The 19030-nt window shown below is 41.7% G+C and carries 14 protein-coding genes; 1 reads left to right on the top strand and 13 read right to left on the bottom strand.

Going from position 1 to position 19030, the window contains the following annotated elements; genetic code table 11:
• Positions 1-161 precede the first annotated feature (161 nt).
• From A8805_RS14675 to A8805_RS14720, 11 genes are all read right to left on the bottom strand, one after another.
• On the bottom strand, positions 162-2294 hold the full coding sequence (locus tag A8805_RS14675; RefSeq protein ID WP_109712451.1) for an EAL domain-containing protein: 2133 nt from the start codon (positions 2292-2294) through the stop codon (positions 162-164).
• On the bottom strand, positions 2284-3585 hold the full coding sequence (locus A8805_RS14680; RefSeq protein ID WP_109712453.1) for a sensor domain-containing diguanylate cyclase: 1302 nt from the start codon (positions 3583-3585) through the stop codon (positions 2284-2286). The genes A8805_RS14675 and A8805_RS14680 overlap by 11 nt, the downstream gene beginning before the upstream one ends.
• Positions 3586-3630: 45 nt before the next feature.
• Complete coding sequence (locus tag A8805_RS14685; protein ID WP_109712455.1) at positions 3631-4152, bottom strand: V4R domain-containing protein; 522 nt, start codon at positions 4150-4152, stop codon at positions 3631-3633.
• A 147-nt stretch (positions 4153-4299) separates the two neighbouring features.
• The gene (locus A8805_RS14690) at positions 4300-5643 is read right to left on the bottom strand and encodes a sensor histidine kinase (protein ID WP_109712457.1); all 1344 of its coding nucleotides are present in this window, start codon (positions 5641-5643) and stop codon (positions 4300-4302) included.
• 19 nt (positions 5644-5662) lie between these two features.
• Positions 5663-6403, bottom strand: coding sequence for a LytR/AlgR family response regulator transcription factor (locus tag A8805_RS14695; RefSeq protein ID WP_109712459.1), 741 nt, complete (start codon positions 6401-6403; stop codon positions 5663-5665).
• A gap of 374 nt (positions 6404-6777) precedes the next feature.
• The gene (locus A8805_RS14700; protein WP_109712461.1) at positions 6778-7245 is read right to left on the bottom strand and encodes an FtsX-like permease family protein; all 468 of its coding nucleotides are present in this window, start codon (positions 7243-7245) and stop codon (positions 6778-6780) included.
• A gap of 190 nt (positions 7246-7435) precedes the next feature.
• Positions 7436-7891, bottom strand: a complete 456-nt coding sequence (locus A8805_RS14705; protein WP_109712463.1) for a Fic family protein — start codon at positions 7889-7891, stop codon at positions 7436-7438.
• A 114-nt stretch (positions 7892-8005) separates the two neighbouring features.
• Entirely contained in the window at positions 8006-8179 is a 174-nt protein-coding gene (locus A8805_RS22360; protein WP_207657710.1) for a hypothetical protein, read from the bottom strand.
• Between the two features lie 86 nt (positions 8180-8265).
• A complete protein-coding gene (locus tag A8805_RS14710; protein WP_109712465.1) occupies positions 8266-9969 on the bottom strand; it encodes a S8 family peptidase in 1704 nt (567 codons plus the stop codon).
• A gap of 228 nt (positions 9970-10197) precedes the next feature.
• Entirely contained in the window at positions 10198-11901 is a 1704-nt protein-coding gene (locus A8805_RS14715; protein WP_109712467.1) for a S8 family peptidase, read from the bottom strand.
• A gap of 351 nt (positions 11902-12252) precedes the next feature.
• A complete protein-coding gene (locus tag A8805_RS14720; RefSeq protein ID WP_109712469.1) occupies positions 12253-13038 on the bottom strand; it encodes a histidinol-phosphatase HisJ family protein in 786 nt (261 codons plus the stop codon).
• A gap of 258 nt (positions 13039-13296) precedes the next feature.
• On the opposite strand from A8805_RS14720, the gene A8805_RS14725 reads away from it, so the two are divergent.
• Positions 13297-15825: an FAD-dependent oxidoreductase gene (locus tag A8805_RS14725; RefSeq protein ID WP_109712471.1), complete on the top strand. Its 2529-nt coding sequence runs from the start codon at positions 13297-13299 to the stop codon at positions 15823-15825.
• Between the two features lie 68 nt (positions 15826-15893).
• On the opposite strand, the gene A8805_RS14730 is transcribed toward A8805_RS14725, so the two are convergent.
• Both A8805_RS14730 and asnB read right to left on the bottom strand, forming a co-directional pair.
• Positions 15894-16961, bottom strand: coding sequence for an HD-GYP domain-containing protein (locus A8805_RS14730; RefSeq protein ID WP_109712474.1), 1068 nt, complete (start codon positions 16959-16961; stop codon positions 15894-15896).
• Positions 16962-17110: 149 nt separating this feature from the next.
• A complete protein-coding gene (asnB, locus tag A8805_RS14735; protein ID WP_109712476.1) occupies positions 17111-18961 on the bottom strand; it encodes an asparagine synthase (glutamine-hydrolyzing) in 1851 nt (616 codons plus the stop codon).
• Positions 18962-19030 lie beyond the last annotated feature (69 nt).

The raw sequence follows: 19030 nt of genomic DNA on the forward strand, positions 1-19030 counted from the left end.
CCTCATTAGTATCTCACCTTATGTCTGCCCCCCTGACCTTATAAGAAAAGAGATATTGCGCAGTACACAAGCAGCAAAACCATGCCAGCCACAAAATATAAGCTGCACCTAACCAGAATAAAAACAAATGGGTTAGTCCACTGATGCAGGCGTTCATTTATTCACGGTAACTGTAAGTCGTTATTTTTATCTGCCATACCGTGTTGTTTTACATATTCGATAAACTTATCGTTAGTCAGAGGTCTGCTAAAATAGAAACCCTGAAAATACTTGCAGCCAAGTTCACGCAGCACTTGGAGCTGCTCTTTTGTTTCTACGCCTTCGGCAACAGCTCTGACATTTATCTGACTACAGAGAGACAGGATAGATTTTACGATTTGCTGGCGTTGTTTGTCTTTGGTAATCGCATGTACCAGGGCAATATCCAGCTTTACTACATTTGCGTAAAAATCACAAATATAAATCAAAGAACTATGCCCCATTCCAAAATCATCAATGGCTAAATTCACGCCCAGGTCCTTTATTTTTTCAAGCTTGCTGCAGGTGGAGTCGCTACAATCAATTGCGGCGTTCTCCGTAAGTTCCAGCTCCATATACACGGGATTTATACCTAACTGATCAATATGGGACTGTACAGTCTGAACCAGCGATTCGTCTCCCTTTAGCTGCTGCGGGCTTAGATTTACAGAAAGAGATAATTTATTGTATCCTTTCTCGTGCCAGCTTTTTAAATCGCTGAATGCCTGATTCATAATCCATCGCCCCAACTCGTTTGTTAGACCGGCTTCTTCGCAAATGCTTAATATAATCAATGGAGATACATAACCAAAAGTAGGATGATTCCAGCGGAGAAGAGCTTCGGCCCCTGTGACTTCACCTTTACCGTTTATTTTAGGTTGATATTCTAAATATAGGGTTTGGGTATGGTTTCTGAGCCCGTCTTTGATCTCAGTCATTAAAGTGCGGGCAAGAGAACCTGTTTCATCGTGCCTGTTAAGAATTGTTTTCTTCGGCTGCTCCTGAATATATTCAATATTATTGCCTAAATTTTTAAAGACTGAAATCTGGACATGTTGCTGGTGCCTTTGCTGCATTCGGACAAAAGGAATATATATCAGAACAGCAAGTGTCAGATTAACAGCCTGCATCACAATACCGGCAATTGATCCTGTTCCAAGATAGCCTGATAAGAAAATGGGGGTTGTCCATTCTACGGTTTGCGTTACTGGAGGCGCCCATCCCATACATACAGATATCCATGCAGTAAGACACAGTACAACTGGCGAAAATACAAACGGAATAAAGAAATAGGGATTGAATATTATAGGCAGACCAAAAATCATAATTTCGTTTATATTAATCATACCGGGCAGAATAGATACCTTCGCCAACCGGTTTTCACTACTCTTTTTTCCGACCAATAGCAGGGCAATCAACAGCCCCAATGTTGTTCCAGCTCCTCCCAAATAAACATAAGTATCAAAAAATCCTTTTGTGAAGATATGGATTTCTGCCGTTGAAGATGCAACCGGCGTAGCGCCTGACAGCGCGTCCATAATGACATTGCCGCCGTGTATCCCAAAAAACCATAAAATGTGTGTGACAAGAACAATGAGCAATGCGGAAAAGTAGTTCTGCCCTGTCATAAATATATTGTTGATTGACTGTAAAAACAATGACTGACCATTGGTAAGCCCAATGAAATCAAAGAGCATTCTTGCCACAGTGAAAATAGAAATGGTAAGCAGGGAGGGAATAATAGCCCTAAAAGATGACCGGATTATGGAACTCCCATTATAACTAATCAGGTCTGAGGGCCAGATTCGGTCGTGGCATTTGTAAAAAAAGCAGAACAGATTACATGCCAGTCCAGATATGACCAGAGCGTTAAACATACCGGTAGAACCTGCTTCTGCGAAACTTATAATCACATTAGGGTCATGGGTAAAGACGATAAAAGAAGTGAAAGTTGTTATTACGATAATGATTGCGTTTACCTCTCCTGATTTGACAATCTTTTTATCCTGTGAAATAGCATAGCTAACTGTAATCAATGATGTAAGTGCCATGATTTGAAGCGTTCCTTTATGTATGCGCAGCCCAAAATCAAGCCAGCCTTCCCCAAAAACATGCAGCATGAAATCTTGATAAGCCGGAATAGGCAGATTCAGTAATGCCAGCACAATAGAGCCAATCAAAATAAATGGCATTAGGTATAGTAATCCTCTGCGCAGGGAGCGGATTAATTGCTGGTCTGCCAATTGGGAGATAAACGCATCAAATTTATCCATCATTATTCCTTAATTCCTCCCTGTATCTTCTTTTTTGAGCTTTGCATCGATACATCTTTTGATCAGCTTGTTTTAATAGGTCTGCACCATTAAAGGCAGAATTAGAACAATTAGAAAAGGATGTAATTCCATAGCTGAAGGACAAGGGGTAAGGTTTTTGGTTTTTATTCTCAAGTTCTTTTAACTTGTCGTACATTCTTGCAATGATTTTCTCAGCAGTATCCTCTTCACAGTTTTTGAAAATAATCATAAATTCATCACCTCCGTACCTGCAAACCATATCGGAATCCCGAACAGAAGAGAGAAGTACATTGGCAATACTTTTAATTGCATAATCACCTTCACTATGACCATAGTTGTCGTTGATTTGTTTCAGACCATCAATATCGGCAAAGGCAATACAGTGTGTTTTTGAAGGAATAGCCCGGGCTACAATATTCTCCAGTTCTTCCAGCCCGGATTTACGGTTATAGGTTCCGGTCATTTCATCCATCGCTGCAGACATTTTCAGGTGATATTCATTGATTTTCCACTTACTGATATCGTCAATCGTATTGAAAAAAAACGCTTGTCCGTTTGGCAATAAAAACCTGTCGGATGTAATTCGATACCATGTACTGCTGTTTTCTTCATAAATCTCCCTATGAACCGGAAAAGTTTTATCTTCTTTGTTAATTGCAATATTTGCTGCGATAAGCTTAAGTACACTGCTTTCCGTCTGTTCTGAAATGTATTCGATATCTCCGAATATTTCTTTTGCTGAAAGGTTGGCATATACCACACGTCCATTACCATCCACCTCCAAAACTGACACATGAAGCAGATCAAGTGTCTGGAGAATCTGGTGGTAACGCCAGCTATTGAATGATATTGGCAGAATGGAGGCAGCGCTTTCGGCTTCCTGGGTGGAAAATACGGCTACCTGATCAATTAGTTCATTACATGCATCAAATAATTCACCGGTATTCTCAAATTTACTGACGACAGCTCCTGCCCCCAACTGCCGCAGACACCATGACAAAATGGAAAGTTGGGAGTGCAGCCGCTTCAATGGACCGGCCATATAGTTATGGCGGGGAGGAATTGGGGTATCCAGCTTACCTTGAGAAAGGTCTATTGCCAGACGGTTTATTTCATTGAGATTCTGAATCAATTGGTTCATGTCTGTAACGAGTGTCTGCAATTCTGGTATAGAGGTATGTACTTCTTCCATTACGCCACACTGCTTACCGGATAGCAGCTTTCCCAGTACATCTTGTATAGCTGCAAGTGTCTTTTGACTTATATCGTCCACTTTTGTTACCTCTTTTCCTGGTGGTTCTCATATAGCTGCTACAAGCTATTTTTGAGTTGCGGAAAATCGGCAGGTTCTTTCTCCGGCAGCCCAGCAGTCGATTTCTTTTACAGTAAATTGGCGGCCGCTGTATGTTTCGAGAATACCTGCAATAAATCCCTCATCGTAGTCACACACGGTTTCTCCCGTGACAGGCAGGCCGGAACAATCCAGATCTTCTGAAACGGTCAAGGTAAAGGAAAGTGAATCCAGGTCGGCTTTTTCAATTCCAAGAACACCGATTTTCAGTTCCTTAAGTTTGTTGGTCAGGTTGGCAATAAAGAAATCAAAGTCACCGGAAAGATCAAGCACGTTTTTTGCCAATTCCGTACCGGCCAAATGTCCGGCGGCCCAATATAGGCGGCCTGCGGTTGCTTCATCGTATTCCCGGGATAAAATATCCTTCAAGGTATATTGAAACAGACGATAAACAAGCACTGGCATATCAGGCCCAAGGGTCTCTCTGCCCACACCAATATCTCCAAGGCCCTCCCATGTGAATTTGGATGGCTTATTTTCATATTGCATATAGGGTTCCTCCTTTAAGGTTTATTAAATAGAGTACATGACTGCACTCGTAGTATAAGAATAAAATGACTAAGCAAGATTATGGTTTGCTATGGACTGAATTTGCCTTTTTATGTTCCCAACTGGGTTGAAAAGGTATAGTTCCTTTTATATAATGTCCTGATAGGGGGAAGGAACTTTGGGGATACATACCCTTATTTTGAAAATTCTTTTTACCTGATCTGGCTCTATAAATAGCAATCCGCCCAACGCTTCAATTGTCTTCTTCGCGATTCGTAATCCAAAGCCGTGATAATCTTTATCGTCTTTCGTGGTTTCCGGTTCATCATTTTCGATTAACAGTTTACCGTTAAAAGAATTGGCAACCTCTACAATTGCCCATCCCTGAGTTTCCCGGCTTATGATCTCAACAAACCGTTCCTGATCGGATACCTTATCACTGGCTTCTATGGCGTTATCTACTATATTTGAGAAAACATGGACAATATCCAGCTCAGTCATTGAAACACTTTCTGGGAGATGAACATGTACTGAAAAGCGGATATCTTTTTCTTCACAGGCGTTGGCCGCATCCTGCAAAATGGAATCTAACAATATATTGTCGGAATAGGTTTTGTGAACAAGTACATCCCGCTGCATCGTATCATGGATATCGTCCAATATACGGATAGCCTTTTCGTACTTACGATTACGCAGCAGTGTTTTGACGGAAGTCATCAACTTCTCGTAATCATGCCGGAACATTCTATAGCTTTCTGTAAATTTTCGGTATGACTGATAATGCTGCACTTGGCGGGAAAGCTGTTCTTGCAGTTTATGGGTATGCAGCTCGTATTCAAGCAATTCTGATACTCTGGATGTATGGCTGAGGACAAACATCAGCCACACTTTACTTATAACACAGGAACCTAAGTATAAGGAAGAAAGCCAGGTTTGTCTGATATCATTATGGTATCGCCCGTCATTTATGAGCGTAAGAAATATCAACTGGAAAATCAGATAAATGACTACAAATCTAAGTTGTACTCTGTTATTAAACAAATGCTTCACTTTATTATCCGGCAGTATTACCTTACGTATAAGCAGGCTGACTAGCATAGAAAGAAATACAGTCAGTACAAATATTGTATGATAATAAATATCATTATGAAGAATCTCTTTTATGCTGATCTGCAAAATGATGGAATAAACCGACATGATAATTCCCCGGCTGCTGTATAAGGAAAACATATAGATGCTGCCTGCATAAAGGATTTGCATCCCGTTCACTTTAAACAAAAGATGAAACGCAAACATCATAGAACCCATCATGAGATAGACACCGAACCGATGTTCCAAAAACAAATAGGATAGTATGGTAACACCAATATTAAGTGCAATTGCGGCTGCATAAAAAATCCAGTGGCTCCTCTTATGTAAAAGGATTTTTTTGAAATATAAAAGAATATAAACATCGTATAGAATTAGTGAAGCGGGCCCTAACATCTGCATATTTTTTGTCCTCCGCTATTCATTGGTAAGCATGTATACTGGCACAGTTGATATATTCTTGAAACGCCTGTCTGACTTGCTTCATGTATGTAACACCAATCGGAATTTCTACGCCTGTCTTTAAACCAAGGCTGTTCTGTGCAAAATTTGCAATATAGGTCAGGTTCACAATATATGAACGGTGGACACGGACAAAGTTCTTATGCAGTAGTTGCTCCTCTAACTGTGCGAGTGCTGAATAAAAGCTGATAGTTTCATTTCTGTTGTAATGAACCGTTACAATCCGTTTCCGAATTTCAAAAAAAGATACTTCATTGACCGGAATCAATTTTTGGACACGGCCTGATTCACAGACAAACATATCGGTTTCCTTTTTTTGAGCCAAAGCCACGGCCCGGAGAAAGACTTCCTCGAATTTTGCTGTAGAAGTTTTTGCTTTCACCAAATAATTAACCGGCGAAACATCATAAGCATCAAATACATAATCTTCACTTGTGGTCAGATAAATAATTTCCGATTTACACCCCAGTGCTCTCAGCTTTTTTCCGGTATCCATTCCATTTAAGTAACCCATGAGGATATCAAGGTAAATGATATCAGCCTGATTCGGCGAACCAGACAGATGAAACAGCAAGCGTTCACCGCTGCTGAAAGATGAAATCATAACATCTACATTATTTTTCTTAGCTATCTTTTCAAGAAGTCTTGTATACCGGTTAAGGATTTCCAGATTGTCATCACATAGGTATATTGTCAACATAATGATTCGCCTGCCTTTCTATTTTTACCTGGGAGCCTAAAAATATAATGGTAGTATAACATGTTATATACGTTGAATCAATTATAGAGACATTTCAAAATTAGCAAAGCGCTTACTAGAACAACAGGTTATGGTATGGAGGATTCTTTTACTGTAAAAACTCCTTCGGCCTCAAACGTAGTATGCCGCCCTTGGATTAGCTCAAATGCGCCCGAATCAAAGTATTCCTGTGTTTCGCTGTTCAGTACACAGAAGATTTGCAGATCATGGCCCCGCACATGGCAGTCATTTTTTTCATATTCGGAATCTTCTTCCAGGTCATTTAAAAGATAGTTATAAAAGCCGGGGGATAACCTCTAAGTCAAAATAAGCCCCTATGGATTTAAAAGGGCGATAGCCATAATTATCAGTGTTTCCAGCATGTGCTGCCCTATTATAGAAACTTTTTTAATACCAATTGACAGCAGTATGCCGATTTCATACGGCCTGTCGCGTATCGACATTGTCATAATCAGGGATAAAAGCAATATGCTGATAACAATTATAATCAAAACAAGTATGTTTGCATAACCACTCAGCTTCGTTAAAGGCAGTATAGAATCGTTATATACTTTGTTGTTGATTATAATAAGGTAGGATTCCTCACGAATGCCATTCGTTTTCTTTATCATTTCAACAACTGTATCCATATCCTGTGAATCATTTAAAAAGAAAGTGGCGCCGTTCTCATAGATTTTCCGCTTCTCTCCGGAAATATCAATATCAATCTGGCTGAGTGCTCTTTTATCAGTAAATATGAAGTTCTCTGTAATATCGCACTCGGCGGTATTTTCATCAGCCACTTGAGGAAGATTTACGTTATAAACCCCTGCAATTTCAAAAGCATAGGAGTTACCGATTGCATCTGAATAAGAACACGTATGTTAACATATTTTAAATTTCTGGAAAGCACGTAATTACCTGTACCTTACACTTTGCAAATTTTCTGCTATAAATAAAATGAACCCTTCCCCATTAAGGAAAGGTTCTTAATTATTTCAAAGAATAGGTGCGATTCTTGTTTTCTCCATTAGACTTTAAAATGCCTAAAGATACAAACTTATTAAGATATCTTCTTGTTTGAGAAGCTTTACCAATGAGCACTGTTGAATCGTTCTCTTTATCAGATATAGCCAGTGCTTTATAATATGCTTCCTGATTCTCATGAATAATTGTTTCTATCGGTATCCATGCGAAGATTGGATTCCTATTTGTAAGGATAGCTGTTTGCCAAAGTCGTCCCATTCTGCCATTCCCATCTTCAAAAGGATGGATCGTTTCAATTTCATAATGAAACACGCAGCTCTTAATCAATTCTGGTGCATCGTCTGATGCTCCCCAGTTAAACAGGTCGTCCATTAGCCCATTGATAAATTGTGGTCTCCCCCCCATATGAACGACATTCCCTGCCCCGTCAAATTGAATAATAGCCATCATGCATAGTCTCATCCAAATGCGCTCCTGCAAACCCAGAGATGTCTGCCCCACAAGTACTACATCTAGTTATTTCTCTCATTTCATAGACTGGCTCCGAAACAGTTTCATCCCAGGCTGCCTGATCGACTACCCACCTATTTTCATACACAGGCTCATGCCATACCTTTTCTCTTTCCGGCTGGCTGTTGCCACCAGAGTTTCCACTTCCACCAGTAGATACACTTGCTGCTTCGCTGGCTCCTGATGAAGCAACTCCACTATTACTATCAGTATTGGAAATCTTGTCTGTGCAGGCAGCATTATCTGTCTTTACCTTGGAAGCGGAAGATACAGATTTAGTAGCCTTTAAAGTGCGAAATTAATTATACGTTATCACACCCCTTCTATTAGATAGTCTGGATTTCCTGCATGGTATTATACAAATCGAGTTTTCCATATCCCCACTCCCTATTAGGAAAGAGCATGCTGGGAGGGCGTATGGCCCCTAAAATCAGCAGACTTTTAAGCTCATAGGCATCAATGCCAGTATAATCAAGGTAATAAAGGAGCCACTCCATAAGAATTGCAACGGTACCGGAAGTAAGACCTGTTGAAATACTGGATCCTGACCGGACCGCAAAACTTCCGTCTGGAAGGGCGCCCTTTACATTTATGCCCGGTGCTATAATATGGGGATTAATTAATTGGTCCCGGGTATATCCTCTTCCGGAGCTTAGTGCAATATTATTATTGTCACCGTCGTAATAAGAAACTGCAATTATTCCTCTTGCATTGGCAGGGTTTGTCAAAGTATAGTAAAGGTCTGGATTCAGAAAGTGTACGTCACCACTTAGAAATTCTGTCATAGGCAGCCAGATATGATATAACCCAATGACGGTCCGGACCGGTGTGACAATTAGATTCCAGATACCGGGGGTAGGTGCCCTGAAGCGCAGGAAAATTAATTCGGAGGCGGTCCTCTCTACAATGAGACTATAATCTACAGACACCTGGGTTCTTTCAACAGCAAAGTCAAACACAGTGGTTTTATTTGTCTGTACAGGGATTGGAGGTGTACCTTCCCCAAAGGGAGAAACAAGGGAAACAGAAAACACATTGGGAATGTCCGTCCATAGTTCCATAGTAAATCCCTCTACATTCTGTCCGACGCGGATTTCCACCACATCAGGAATGTTATCGTTGCGGATTGCACGGGAATAGTGGTGTTTTTTATCGGCTTCATTTCCTCCGCCGACGACGGGAATCCGATTAACTGCCATGCCGTAATGTTCCAAAACCTTGGAAAGGGGAAGAACGTCAATGTGTCCTCCCATATTTGTACCAATGGCTGTGCATATGACTAATGGTATATTTTGGCTGTCAGCAAGTGAGCTCAAATATTTTAATGCCAGCATAAGGTCGGTTTCCTGGAAACAAACAGCATCATCAGGAATAAAATAGAAATCACGCAGGTATTGTTTGGCTTGTTTCAGCTTGACAACAGCAATTGTGCACTCCGGGGCGGCACCAAGAAAATCTTCGGAAGGATTTCCTGAGCCTGCAGCCAGGCTGGCGACAAAAGTTCCATGCCCAATTTCATCCTCTGTGGGGACAAGACTTTTGGGGTCATCGGAACGCAAAGCATCGTTTATCATTTCACTGGTGTACTCTGACCCATATACAAAGTCTTGAGGAGGCCTTCCGGTCTGAATGGTCTGGTCCCATATTGCAGCAATACGGGTCGTGCCGTCGAGATTTAAGAAAACCGGATTTGTGTAATCAATACCTGTGTCTAAAAAGCCTATCATGATATTATTGCCTTGAAGCTCCGAGGTGGAGTAACTCTGAACTTGGAGGATGCCGGTCTGATTCAGTGCGTCCATACTTAAAGGAGAGTAACATTTTGGAATGGAAGTATAATCAAATTTACTCACACTAATAGGGTCCGTTAGAACACTGGATACATAGACACAGTGATAATCATAGTTGGCATACTGCGCACAAAATTCTTCAGATACAACATCGGGAATTGGAAAGGGGCGGGTCTGGGAAATAATGAAGTCCCGGTAATCCTCAGATAAAACACGTTCTCTGCATATATTTTGATTCATATAAAACGTCCATATTATTTTTATAACATGTATATGACAGACTGTGGGGGATTTATACTCCATGAGTTTGGAATAAAGCCATCCTGCAAATTTAACGCGCAAGTTTTATAAAAATATGATATATAGCGTGGCTGGGATTTTCATTATCTGCCCTTTGGCTCTATACATCATATTCTTATAACAAGTTCCCATACTTATTAATGTACTTCCATTTATCAAATGTTTTGGTCAGATATTTCTTGCTTCTTCCAGAGTGTTATACAGGTTAAGTATTCCATATCCCCACTCCCGGTTTGGAAACAGCATATTGGGCGGGCGTACTGCACCTAGTATCAGCAGGCTCTTTATTTGATAAGCATCAAGCCCGGTAAATCCAAGCTGGCCGTAAGCCCATTCCATAAGCAGGGCAACAGCTCCGGAAGTAATACCGGTTGAAATGCTGGAGCCTGAGCGGGCTGCATAGAGTCCGCCCGGGAGTGCCCCTATCACGTTGATACCCGGTGCTGTGACCTGGGGATTAATTAACTCATCCCGGGTATAGCCTCTTCCTGAGCTAAGAGCAATACTGTTATTACTGCCGTCGTAATAAGAAACTACAATTGCACTTCTTGCGGTAGCGGGGCTTGTCAGGGTGTAATAAGGGTCTGAATTCAAAAAGTATACTTCACCGCTTAAAAATTCTGTCAAAGGCAGCCAGATATGGAATAATCCGCTGATGGTCCGGACTGGTGTTACAATCAGAGTCCAAATGCCAGGGGCAGGGGCATTAAACCGGAAAAAGATTAATTCGGAGGCGGTTCGCTCTATAAGAATGCCATAATCAATTGTTACCTGTGTTCCTTCAAAAACAAAATTGTAGGTAGTACTAATATCTGTCTGTATGGGGACGGAAGAAGTAGATTCTCCTGAGGGTGAAACAAGGGAAATGGAAAAAATATTCGGGATATCTGTCCACAGTTCCATAACGAAGCCTTCCACATTCTCGCCAACGCGGACTTCCACATTATTTGGTGTGGTGCCCAAGTCCGTAGTATAAGAGTAGTGATGCCTTTTGTCAGCTTCATTTCCAACCCCGATAACAGGAATCCGGTTAACTGCCATTCCATAATTTTCTAAAATTTTTGTAAAAGGAAGAAGGCTGACATGACTACCCATGCTGGTGCCGACCGCTATGCAGATAACCAGAGGCATATTTCTGCTTTCTGCAAGTGCGTTTAAATACTTCAGGCCCAGTATAAGGTCAGTTTCCTGAAAACAGGTAGCATCATTAGGAATAAAATAGAAATCGCGCAGGTATTGTTTGGCCTGTTTCAGCTTGACAACAGCAAGTGTACATTCAGGAGCTGCCCCAAGAAAATTTTCAGCGGGATTTCCCGATCCTGCAGCCAGACTGGCAAGAAAAGTTCCGTGTCCAAGCTCATCATTTGTAGGGACAATGCTCATGGGATTATCAGAAGCCAGGGCTTCGTTTATCATTTCGCTTGTGTATTCGGACCCATATACAAAGTCCAGGGGAGGTGTTCCCGTCTGAATCGTCTGATCCCATATTCCGGCAATGCGGGTGGTACCGTCAAGGTTTAAGAAAATCGGATTTGTGTAATCAATACCTGTGTCCAAAAAACCTATCATGATATTGCTGCCCCTCAGTTGCAAGGTAGGATAATTTTGAATTTGGAGGATTCCGGCCTGGTTCAGGGCCTGCATACTTAAGGGCGCATAGCACTTGGGGATAGCATTATAGGTAAATGTACTCACATTAACAGGTCCTGTCAGAAGACTGTTCAGATAGACGCAGCGGTAGTCGTAGTCGGCATACTGTTCACATACTTCACCAGATAAAAGCTCGGGAATCGCAAAGGGTCGTGTTCCGGGAAGAATGAAGTCACGGTATTCTTCAGATAAAATACGTTCTCTGCATACATTTGGATCCATATAAAACGTCCATATTATTTTTTATAATGTATATGACAGAACACAAAGAACTTATGCCCGTGTCTTGGCAGTACATGCCTTTTTGCAAATACCGGTTCATCTGGACTGCTGTTTCGGAACAGCTGTCCAGCAAATCGGTTGAAACTATCCAACTAGTATTAACCAGTTGGATTCCTCATGTTTTTCCCATCCATATCCATACAAATCCCTCATTTTCATGCCTATTATAATTTCACATGGATTGCGCACGCAAATCAAGCGGCGGAAGACTCAAACATGTACGCCAGTGAACTCTTTATGTACCGGTAAAAAAACAGTGAACCTTCATAGGCTCACTGTCTTTACCAGCTATTACAGATCATGATACACTGGCTTCATTTTCTCAAAGGTACAGAATCTCCGATATCCAAATTCTTTTAATATTTGCCTTACTTCTTCAATATGGCTTCCCAGATATGCAGTGTCGTGACTATCTGAGCCTATGGTAATTATCTTTCCGCCCAGTTCATAATAAAGTTTCAGTATTGCTCTGGATGGGGTTAAGTCTTTCAGACCATATTTAAAACAGGAGGTATTTACTTCGATTCCTTTTCCGTCCTTAATTACCTGGGTTAATATTTTTTCCACAATGTGAAGTATCTTATTGTCAGGATAGTCCCCATACTCATCATACCGTTTCATCATATCCAAATGTCCCAGAACGGAATAATTTTTATATTCTTTCACTACTTGATAAAGAGCTTCATAATATCCCTCATGGAATTCTTTTTGGGTTTTCCCTTCTTGAAATTTATAATTCCAAAATTCTTTATCCCCTATCTGATGATTGCTTAAAATCACAAAATCAAAATCATATTTTTCAAAAGCTTTCTCAAAAAGTGGGATTGTGTGGCTCTGAACCCCAAACTCGATTCCTGCTTTGATAGAGATATCCCCGGCGTACTTTTTTATGTACCTATTTATTTCTTTAAAATAGGAATCATAATCGCAGTTTTCGGCAGTTTTTACCCCATAATCCACATGGTCTGTAAAGGCAATTTCATCCAAATGAATGGAAACTGCTTTTTTAATCATTTCCTCCATGGGGCACTCTGAATCGTCACTGTAGTAGGTGTGAACATGATAGTCTGCTTTCAATGTTTTTTCCTCCTTCTAATGAAATCCGTTCTCTACCATTCTTGCATGTGGTATTGTAGCATGAATAATTTTCGATAACAAGATGTTTCCCTGCATTCGATAATAAAGCACTTGAGGCGATAAAGCAGAAATTAACTCATGCAGCATGTTTTAAACTGAGTGTTTCTTTGTGATGAACATAAATGATTAGGGGTTTAATAAGAGGAAATTTGTGGTATTATAATTAAAATACATTTATTTCCTGAAAGGAGTAAGTAGATGAAAAGTCTAAAATTAAGAGAAGGGTTTTACTGGACTGGAATTGTAGATGATGCCCTGCGTGTATTTGATATTATTATGTATACGGAGTTCGGGACTACATACAATTCGTATGTGTTAAAAGCAGGCGATAAGACAATTTTGTTTGAGACTGCAAAAGTGAAGTTCTGGGATGACTATTTGGAAAAGCTGGAGGAGGTTACAACTGTCAGTGAGATTGATTATCTGGTAGTCAGCCATACGGAACCGGACCACGCCGGAAGTATAGAACGGCTGCTGGACTTATGTCCACATCTGAAAATCATTTCTACCGGAGTAGCAAACTCATTTCTGAAAGAAATCGTAAACCGTGATTTTACAGGAATTATAATTAAAGACGGAGAGCGTATGAAGATTGGCAATAAGACGCTGCACTTCATGAATGTGCCGAATCTGCACTGGCCGGATACAATGTTTACTTATATTGAAGAAGAGCAGGCTCTTGTAACCTGTGATTCTTTTGGAGCACACTACGGATTCCACGATGTATTGCTAAGTAAGGTGGAGAACTGGGCTGATTATGAGAAATCAGTCAAGTACTATTTTGACTGTATTATTGGACCATTTAAATCTTACATGCAGAAAGCCCTGGAACGTGTACGCAAATTAGATGTCACAATGATTTGTACAGGACATGGACCAGTTCTGGATACCAAACTGGAACAGATATATCAGTGGTATGAAAAATGGAGTACAGTTGTAAATCCGAATCAGCGGAAAACAGTGGTGGTTCCTTATGTCAGTGCATATGGATACACAGAATCTCTGGCCCAGGATATTGCCAAGGGAATTGGGCAGAGCGGTGATATCGACGTGAGGCTTTACGATATGGTGACATCGGATACAGATAAAGTTGTGGAGGAGCTGGGTTTTGCAGACGGTATTTTGTTTGGTACTCCTACGATGGTGGGAGAAGCTTTGAAACCAATCTGGGATTTAACACTGGCAATGACTCCGGTTACACATAAAGGTAAGCTGGCAGGTGTATTCGGCAGCTATGGCTGGAGCGGTGAGGGCGTTCCTCATATTGAAGAACGTCTGAGACAATTGCGGATGCGGGTAGTAGATGGCTACAGAGTCCGCTTTAAGCCAAATGAGGCAGATAAGCAGGATGCTCTTGATTTTGGATATGATTTCGGGTGCACTCTTTTGGATAAGCCGAATGAGAAGAAAAACTCTGCAAGGACAACACTTGTAAAATGTCTGGTCTGTGGAGAAATATTTGACTCTTCCCTGGAAATCTGCCCGGTTTGCGGTGTAGGGAAAGAGAATTTTGTTCCGGTAGAGGCGGAGGATAATTCTTATCACAATGATACGAAAGACTTCTATCTGATTCTGGGAAATGGAGCGGCAGGATTTTATGCTGCAAAATCAATTCGGGAACGAAACAGGACAGCTTCTATTGTCATGATTTCTGAGGAGCCTTACCGGTCTTACAACAGACCAATGCTGACAAAATCAATTATGGCAGGATTAAATCAGGACCAGATTGCGGTACAGGATGAGAAGTGGTATGAAGAACAGAATATTGTACAAGTTTTAGGGAAAAAGATTACTTCTGTAGACACGAAGGAGAAGGAAGTTACTTTAGAGGGCGGAACCATTCTGAAATATACAAAGCTGATTTATGCTCTTGGTGCGGAATGTTTTGTACCGCCTATCCCGGGAAGTGATAAATGTTCTGTTGTGGCAATCCGCCGTCTGGAAGATACAAAGAAGATTGCAGATCTTCTGCCCGATGTGAAAAATGTAGTGGTCATTGGAGGCGGAGTTCTGGGGCTGGAAGCTGCATGGGAGATGAAAAAGGCAAAGTGTAATGTAACGGTCCTGGAAATTGCACCACTTTTGATGGGACGCCAGTTGGATGTTCCGGCTGCAGAACTTCTGAAGACAATCAGTGAGGGCTGTGGAATTGATATCAGAACAGGAGTGCAGGTGGAAGCCATTCTTGGTGAGGAACATACAACAGCAGTAAAGTTAAAAGACGGTGAGGAAATACCGGCGGAGATGGTTATTGTTTCCAGTGGTGTCAGAGCAAATGTAGGGCTGGCGCAGCAGATGGGGCTGGAAATAGACCGCGGTATTCTGGTGAACGGTAAAATGGAAACCAGCATGGCAGATGTTTATGCATGTGGTGATTGTGCACAGTATAAGGATGTTAATTATGCAATCTGGCCGGAAGCTGTAGAGCAGGGAAAAGTAGCGGGCACGAATGCTGCAGGTGAGGAAAAAGAATACATCCAGGTGCCGGCTGCCCTCACATTCCACGGAATGAATACCGCACTTTATGCAATCGGGGATGCGGGTAAGAACCCAAACCTGGTGTACAAAACTGTGGAATTTAAAGATATGGGAAGAAAGCAGTATAAAAAATATTACTTCCTGAATAACCGTTTGTGCGGAGTAATCCTCATAGGAGATGTATCGGAGATGGGAGAGTTATCTGAAGCAGTAGAGCGGAAAGCTCCATATAAAGATGTCTTAAAGTAAAAAAGGTAAAAAAGAAGGGCTGCTGCTCATAAATGATTAATCATTTATGAGCAGCAGCCTTTAAGAGCCTAATCCGTATCAACGATGATGAGATTTAGTGCCTCGAAAGACAAATCCACTTCCAAACCAGCCTTTGAGGGAGGGGTGAGGAAGCGGATGGCGGGACGCAGCGGAAATCCTGGTGTATTTCCTTTTACAACAGCTGTACTTCCATCACTGAGCTGAACCATCGTACCTACAGGATATGCGGAAGTACACTTGAGGAAGGCGGTAAGCAGCTCCGGATCAAAGTGAGTGTCTGTACAACTGATCATATAATCAAATATCTTCTTTGGAGACCACGCTTTCCGGTAAGTTCTTGTAGAAGTTAAGGCATCGTACACATCTGCAATGGCGATAATACGGCCAAACAAGGGAATATCCTCTCCGGAAAGTCCCTGGGGATAACCGCTGCCATTAAATCGTTCATGATGGGTAAGAACTCCTTGCAAAGTCATTGGGGGAATAAGCGTGTTCTTACTTAAGTTATCGTAGCCGAGGCGGGGATGCTGCTTCATAAACTCAAATTCCTCATCGGTTAATGCTCTAGGCTTATCGAGGATTTCCAGGGGAATTTGTATTTTTCCAATGTCATGAAAAAGGCCACAAATGGCCAGGTTTTCTAAAGTCTGTACCGGAAGTCCGATATGACGGCCTAATATAACGCTCAAAATGCCTACATACAGGCTATGGGAATAAGTATAGTTGTTATAGTCCCTGATATCAATCATTTGAAAGAGGTATTGATCTTTGCTTAAGAGATTCATGACAATGCTCTCTGCCACTTCAGTCATGTTCTTATAAATTTGCCTGCTAGATTGAAAGGTCATTTTTTTCAGACTTTCATGAAAGGCACCCCGAATATTGGTTAGCATCTTTGCTTTCAGTTCCGGTTCCACAAAATCCTCTGGCTCCACATCCATGGAAAACTCTGTGGTAATATAGGCTCCCTGTATTCCAACCCGTTCCATATGGTTAATCATGCGTTCAGTGAGTTTGCAGCCGGCTACGACAAATGGAAGCGTGGGGATTTGTCCCGGAATATTTCGTGCCAGTTCCATGCCGGCAATTAGTTTTTCAACAGGATAATAAATCAAATGTTCACCTTAAAAGACTGCAATGCAGTCTCTTCTTCTTTCTATATGTATATTTGCTTTTATTTTCACGGAGGCGACAAAAAAACAACCCATTGTACAATATCATACAGTGGATTGTTTTTTTTGTCCAGTACCTTTTAACCTCTTTTTTACTGTAGTTGTATACCATATTTATCCAGCCAATAATTGACTTGCAGCATATACGCCAGCATCTGCGGACCTGCCATGAGCTGGCCGTACCAGGGCTTTCCATAATCAGAAGGAGTGTTTAAAAAAGCATGCACTTTTTTCGTGTCAAGCAATGTACGTATCGGAGCATTAGGATCAGCCAGAACCTCTTTCAGCCGGCTGCCCAGCAGCTCTTCATATGCGGGGTCATAAGTTTTGGGATAAGGGCTTTTCTTTCTCCACAGGATTTCTTTTGGAAGCAGTCCTTCTCCTGCATGACGGAGTAATCCTTTGACAATTCCGTCCGGGCATTTCATATGCCAGGGGATATTAAAGACATATTCTACAACCCGGTGATCAGCCAGTGGGACTCTTGCCTCAAGTCCGCTGTACATGCTGGTGCGGTCCATTCTGTCTAACAGAGTTACCATAAACCAGCGCAAATTCAGATAGGAGATTTCACGCCTTCTTTTTTCTTCCGGAGTATCTTCCGAGAGGAGAGGGGTCTCACGTATTGTTCTTTCATATGCCTCACGGGCGTATTCTTCCATATGAAGAGCCTGGATTACGCTGTCGGATAAGAGTACTTGTCTGGGAGCCATACTGTCAGACCAGGGGAAGGCATCTGTCTGGAAGGCTTTTTGACTGTGGAACCAGGGATAGCCGCCAAAAATCTCGTCGGCACATTCACCGGTCAGCGTAACCTTATTATAGGCGGTCACTTTCGAGCAAAAATACAGCATGGAAGATTCCACATCTGCCATGCAAGGCAAATCCCTGGCATCTACGGTTTTGTACAAACAATCCAGCTGGTCCTGATTGCTGCATTCTAAAAACCGATGGTTTGTTCCTGCAAAATCAACCATTTGCTCCACATAGGGCCTATCCTGGCTTGGCTGGAAGGAATTGGACTTGAAATATTTATCATTATTCTGAAAATCAAAAGAAAAGGTATTCAGAACTTTTCCCTGCTTTTTTAATTCCCTGGCACAGATGGCCGTTACAAGGCTGCTGTCCACGCCGCCGGAGAGAAAGGTGCTGATGGGGATATCAGAAAGCATTTGCTTTTTGACAGCATCTTCCACAAGCCATGCAGTTTTTTCAATTGTCTGTTCCATGGAATCCTCGTGGGGATGGCTTTTCAGTTTCCAGTAGAATTTCTCACTGACAGAGGTGCGGCCAAAGGCTATGCATTGCCCGGGCAGAACTTCCCAAACATCTTTAAAAACACCCTTGCCGTAGGTTTTGGCCGGGCCCAGTGCAAACACTTCACAAAGCCCTTCTCTGTCTATTATGGGCCTGATACCGGGATAAGCCAGCAAACCTTTAATTTCCGAGGAAAAGACAAGTGTTTTTTCTGTTATGGCATAGAACAGCGGCTTTACACCCAGCCTGTCGCGGAACAGATAAAGTTCTTCGGCGGCAGAGTCCCACAGTGCAATTGCAAAAATACCATTTAGTTTTTGAATGTAATCTTTTCCGTGGAGCATATAGCCTTCTAAAATTACCTCTGTATCACTGGTAGTCTGAAAGTCTGCCCCTTCCAGTAAAAGTTCTGCCTTTAACTCAGCCATGTTATAAATTTCGCCATTAAAAGAAATGGCACATTCCCGGCCTTGCCTTTTTCGCACCATAGGCTGCTGCCCTGTTACCAAATCAATAATTTCCAGGCGCACATGAGCCAGGCCGCAGAGGGGTGTTAAATAAGTTCCTTCATTATCAGGACCTCTGCGTTTTTGGGCATGGTTCATCCTTTCTAAAATATGTTTCCATTTAGGCTTATCCGTCATGTAGTTTACATCAGGATTAAAAAATCCAGCAATTCCGCACATACATTAATCTCCTTTTTCATATCTGTTGAACATTGGCAGTTCAATTAATATATCTTATTCGAACATGAG

The sequence above is a fragment of the Faecalicatena contorta genome (genome assembly GCF_003149105.1).
Classification (GTDB): Bacteria; Bacillota; Clostridia; order Lachnospirales; family Lachnospiraceae; genus Muricomes; species Muricomes contortus_C.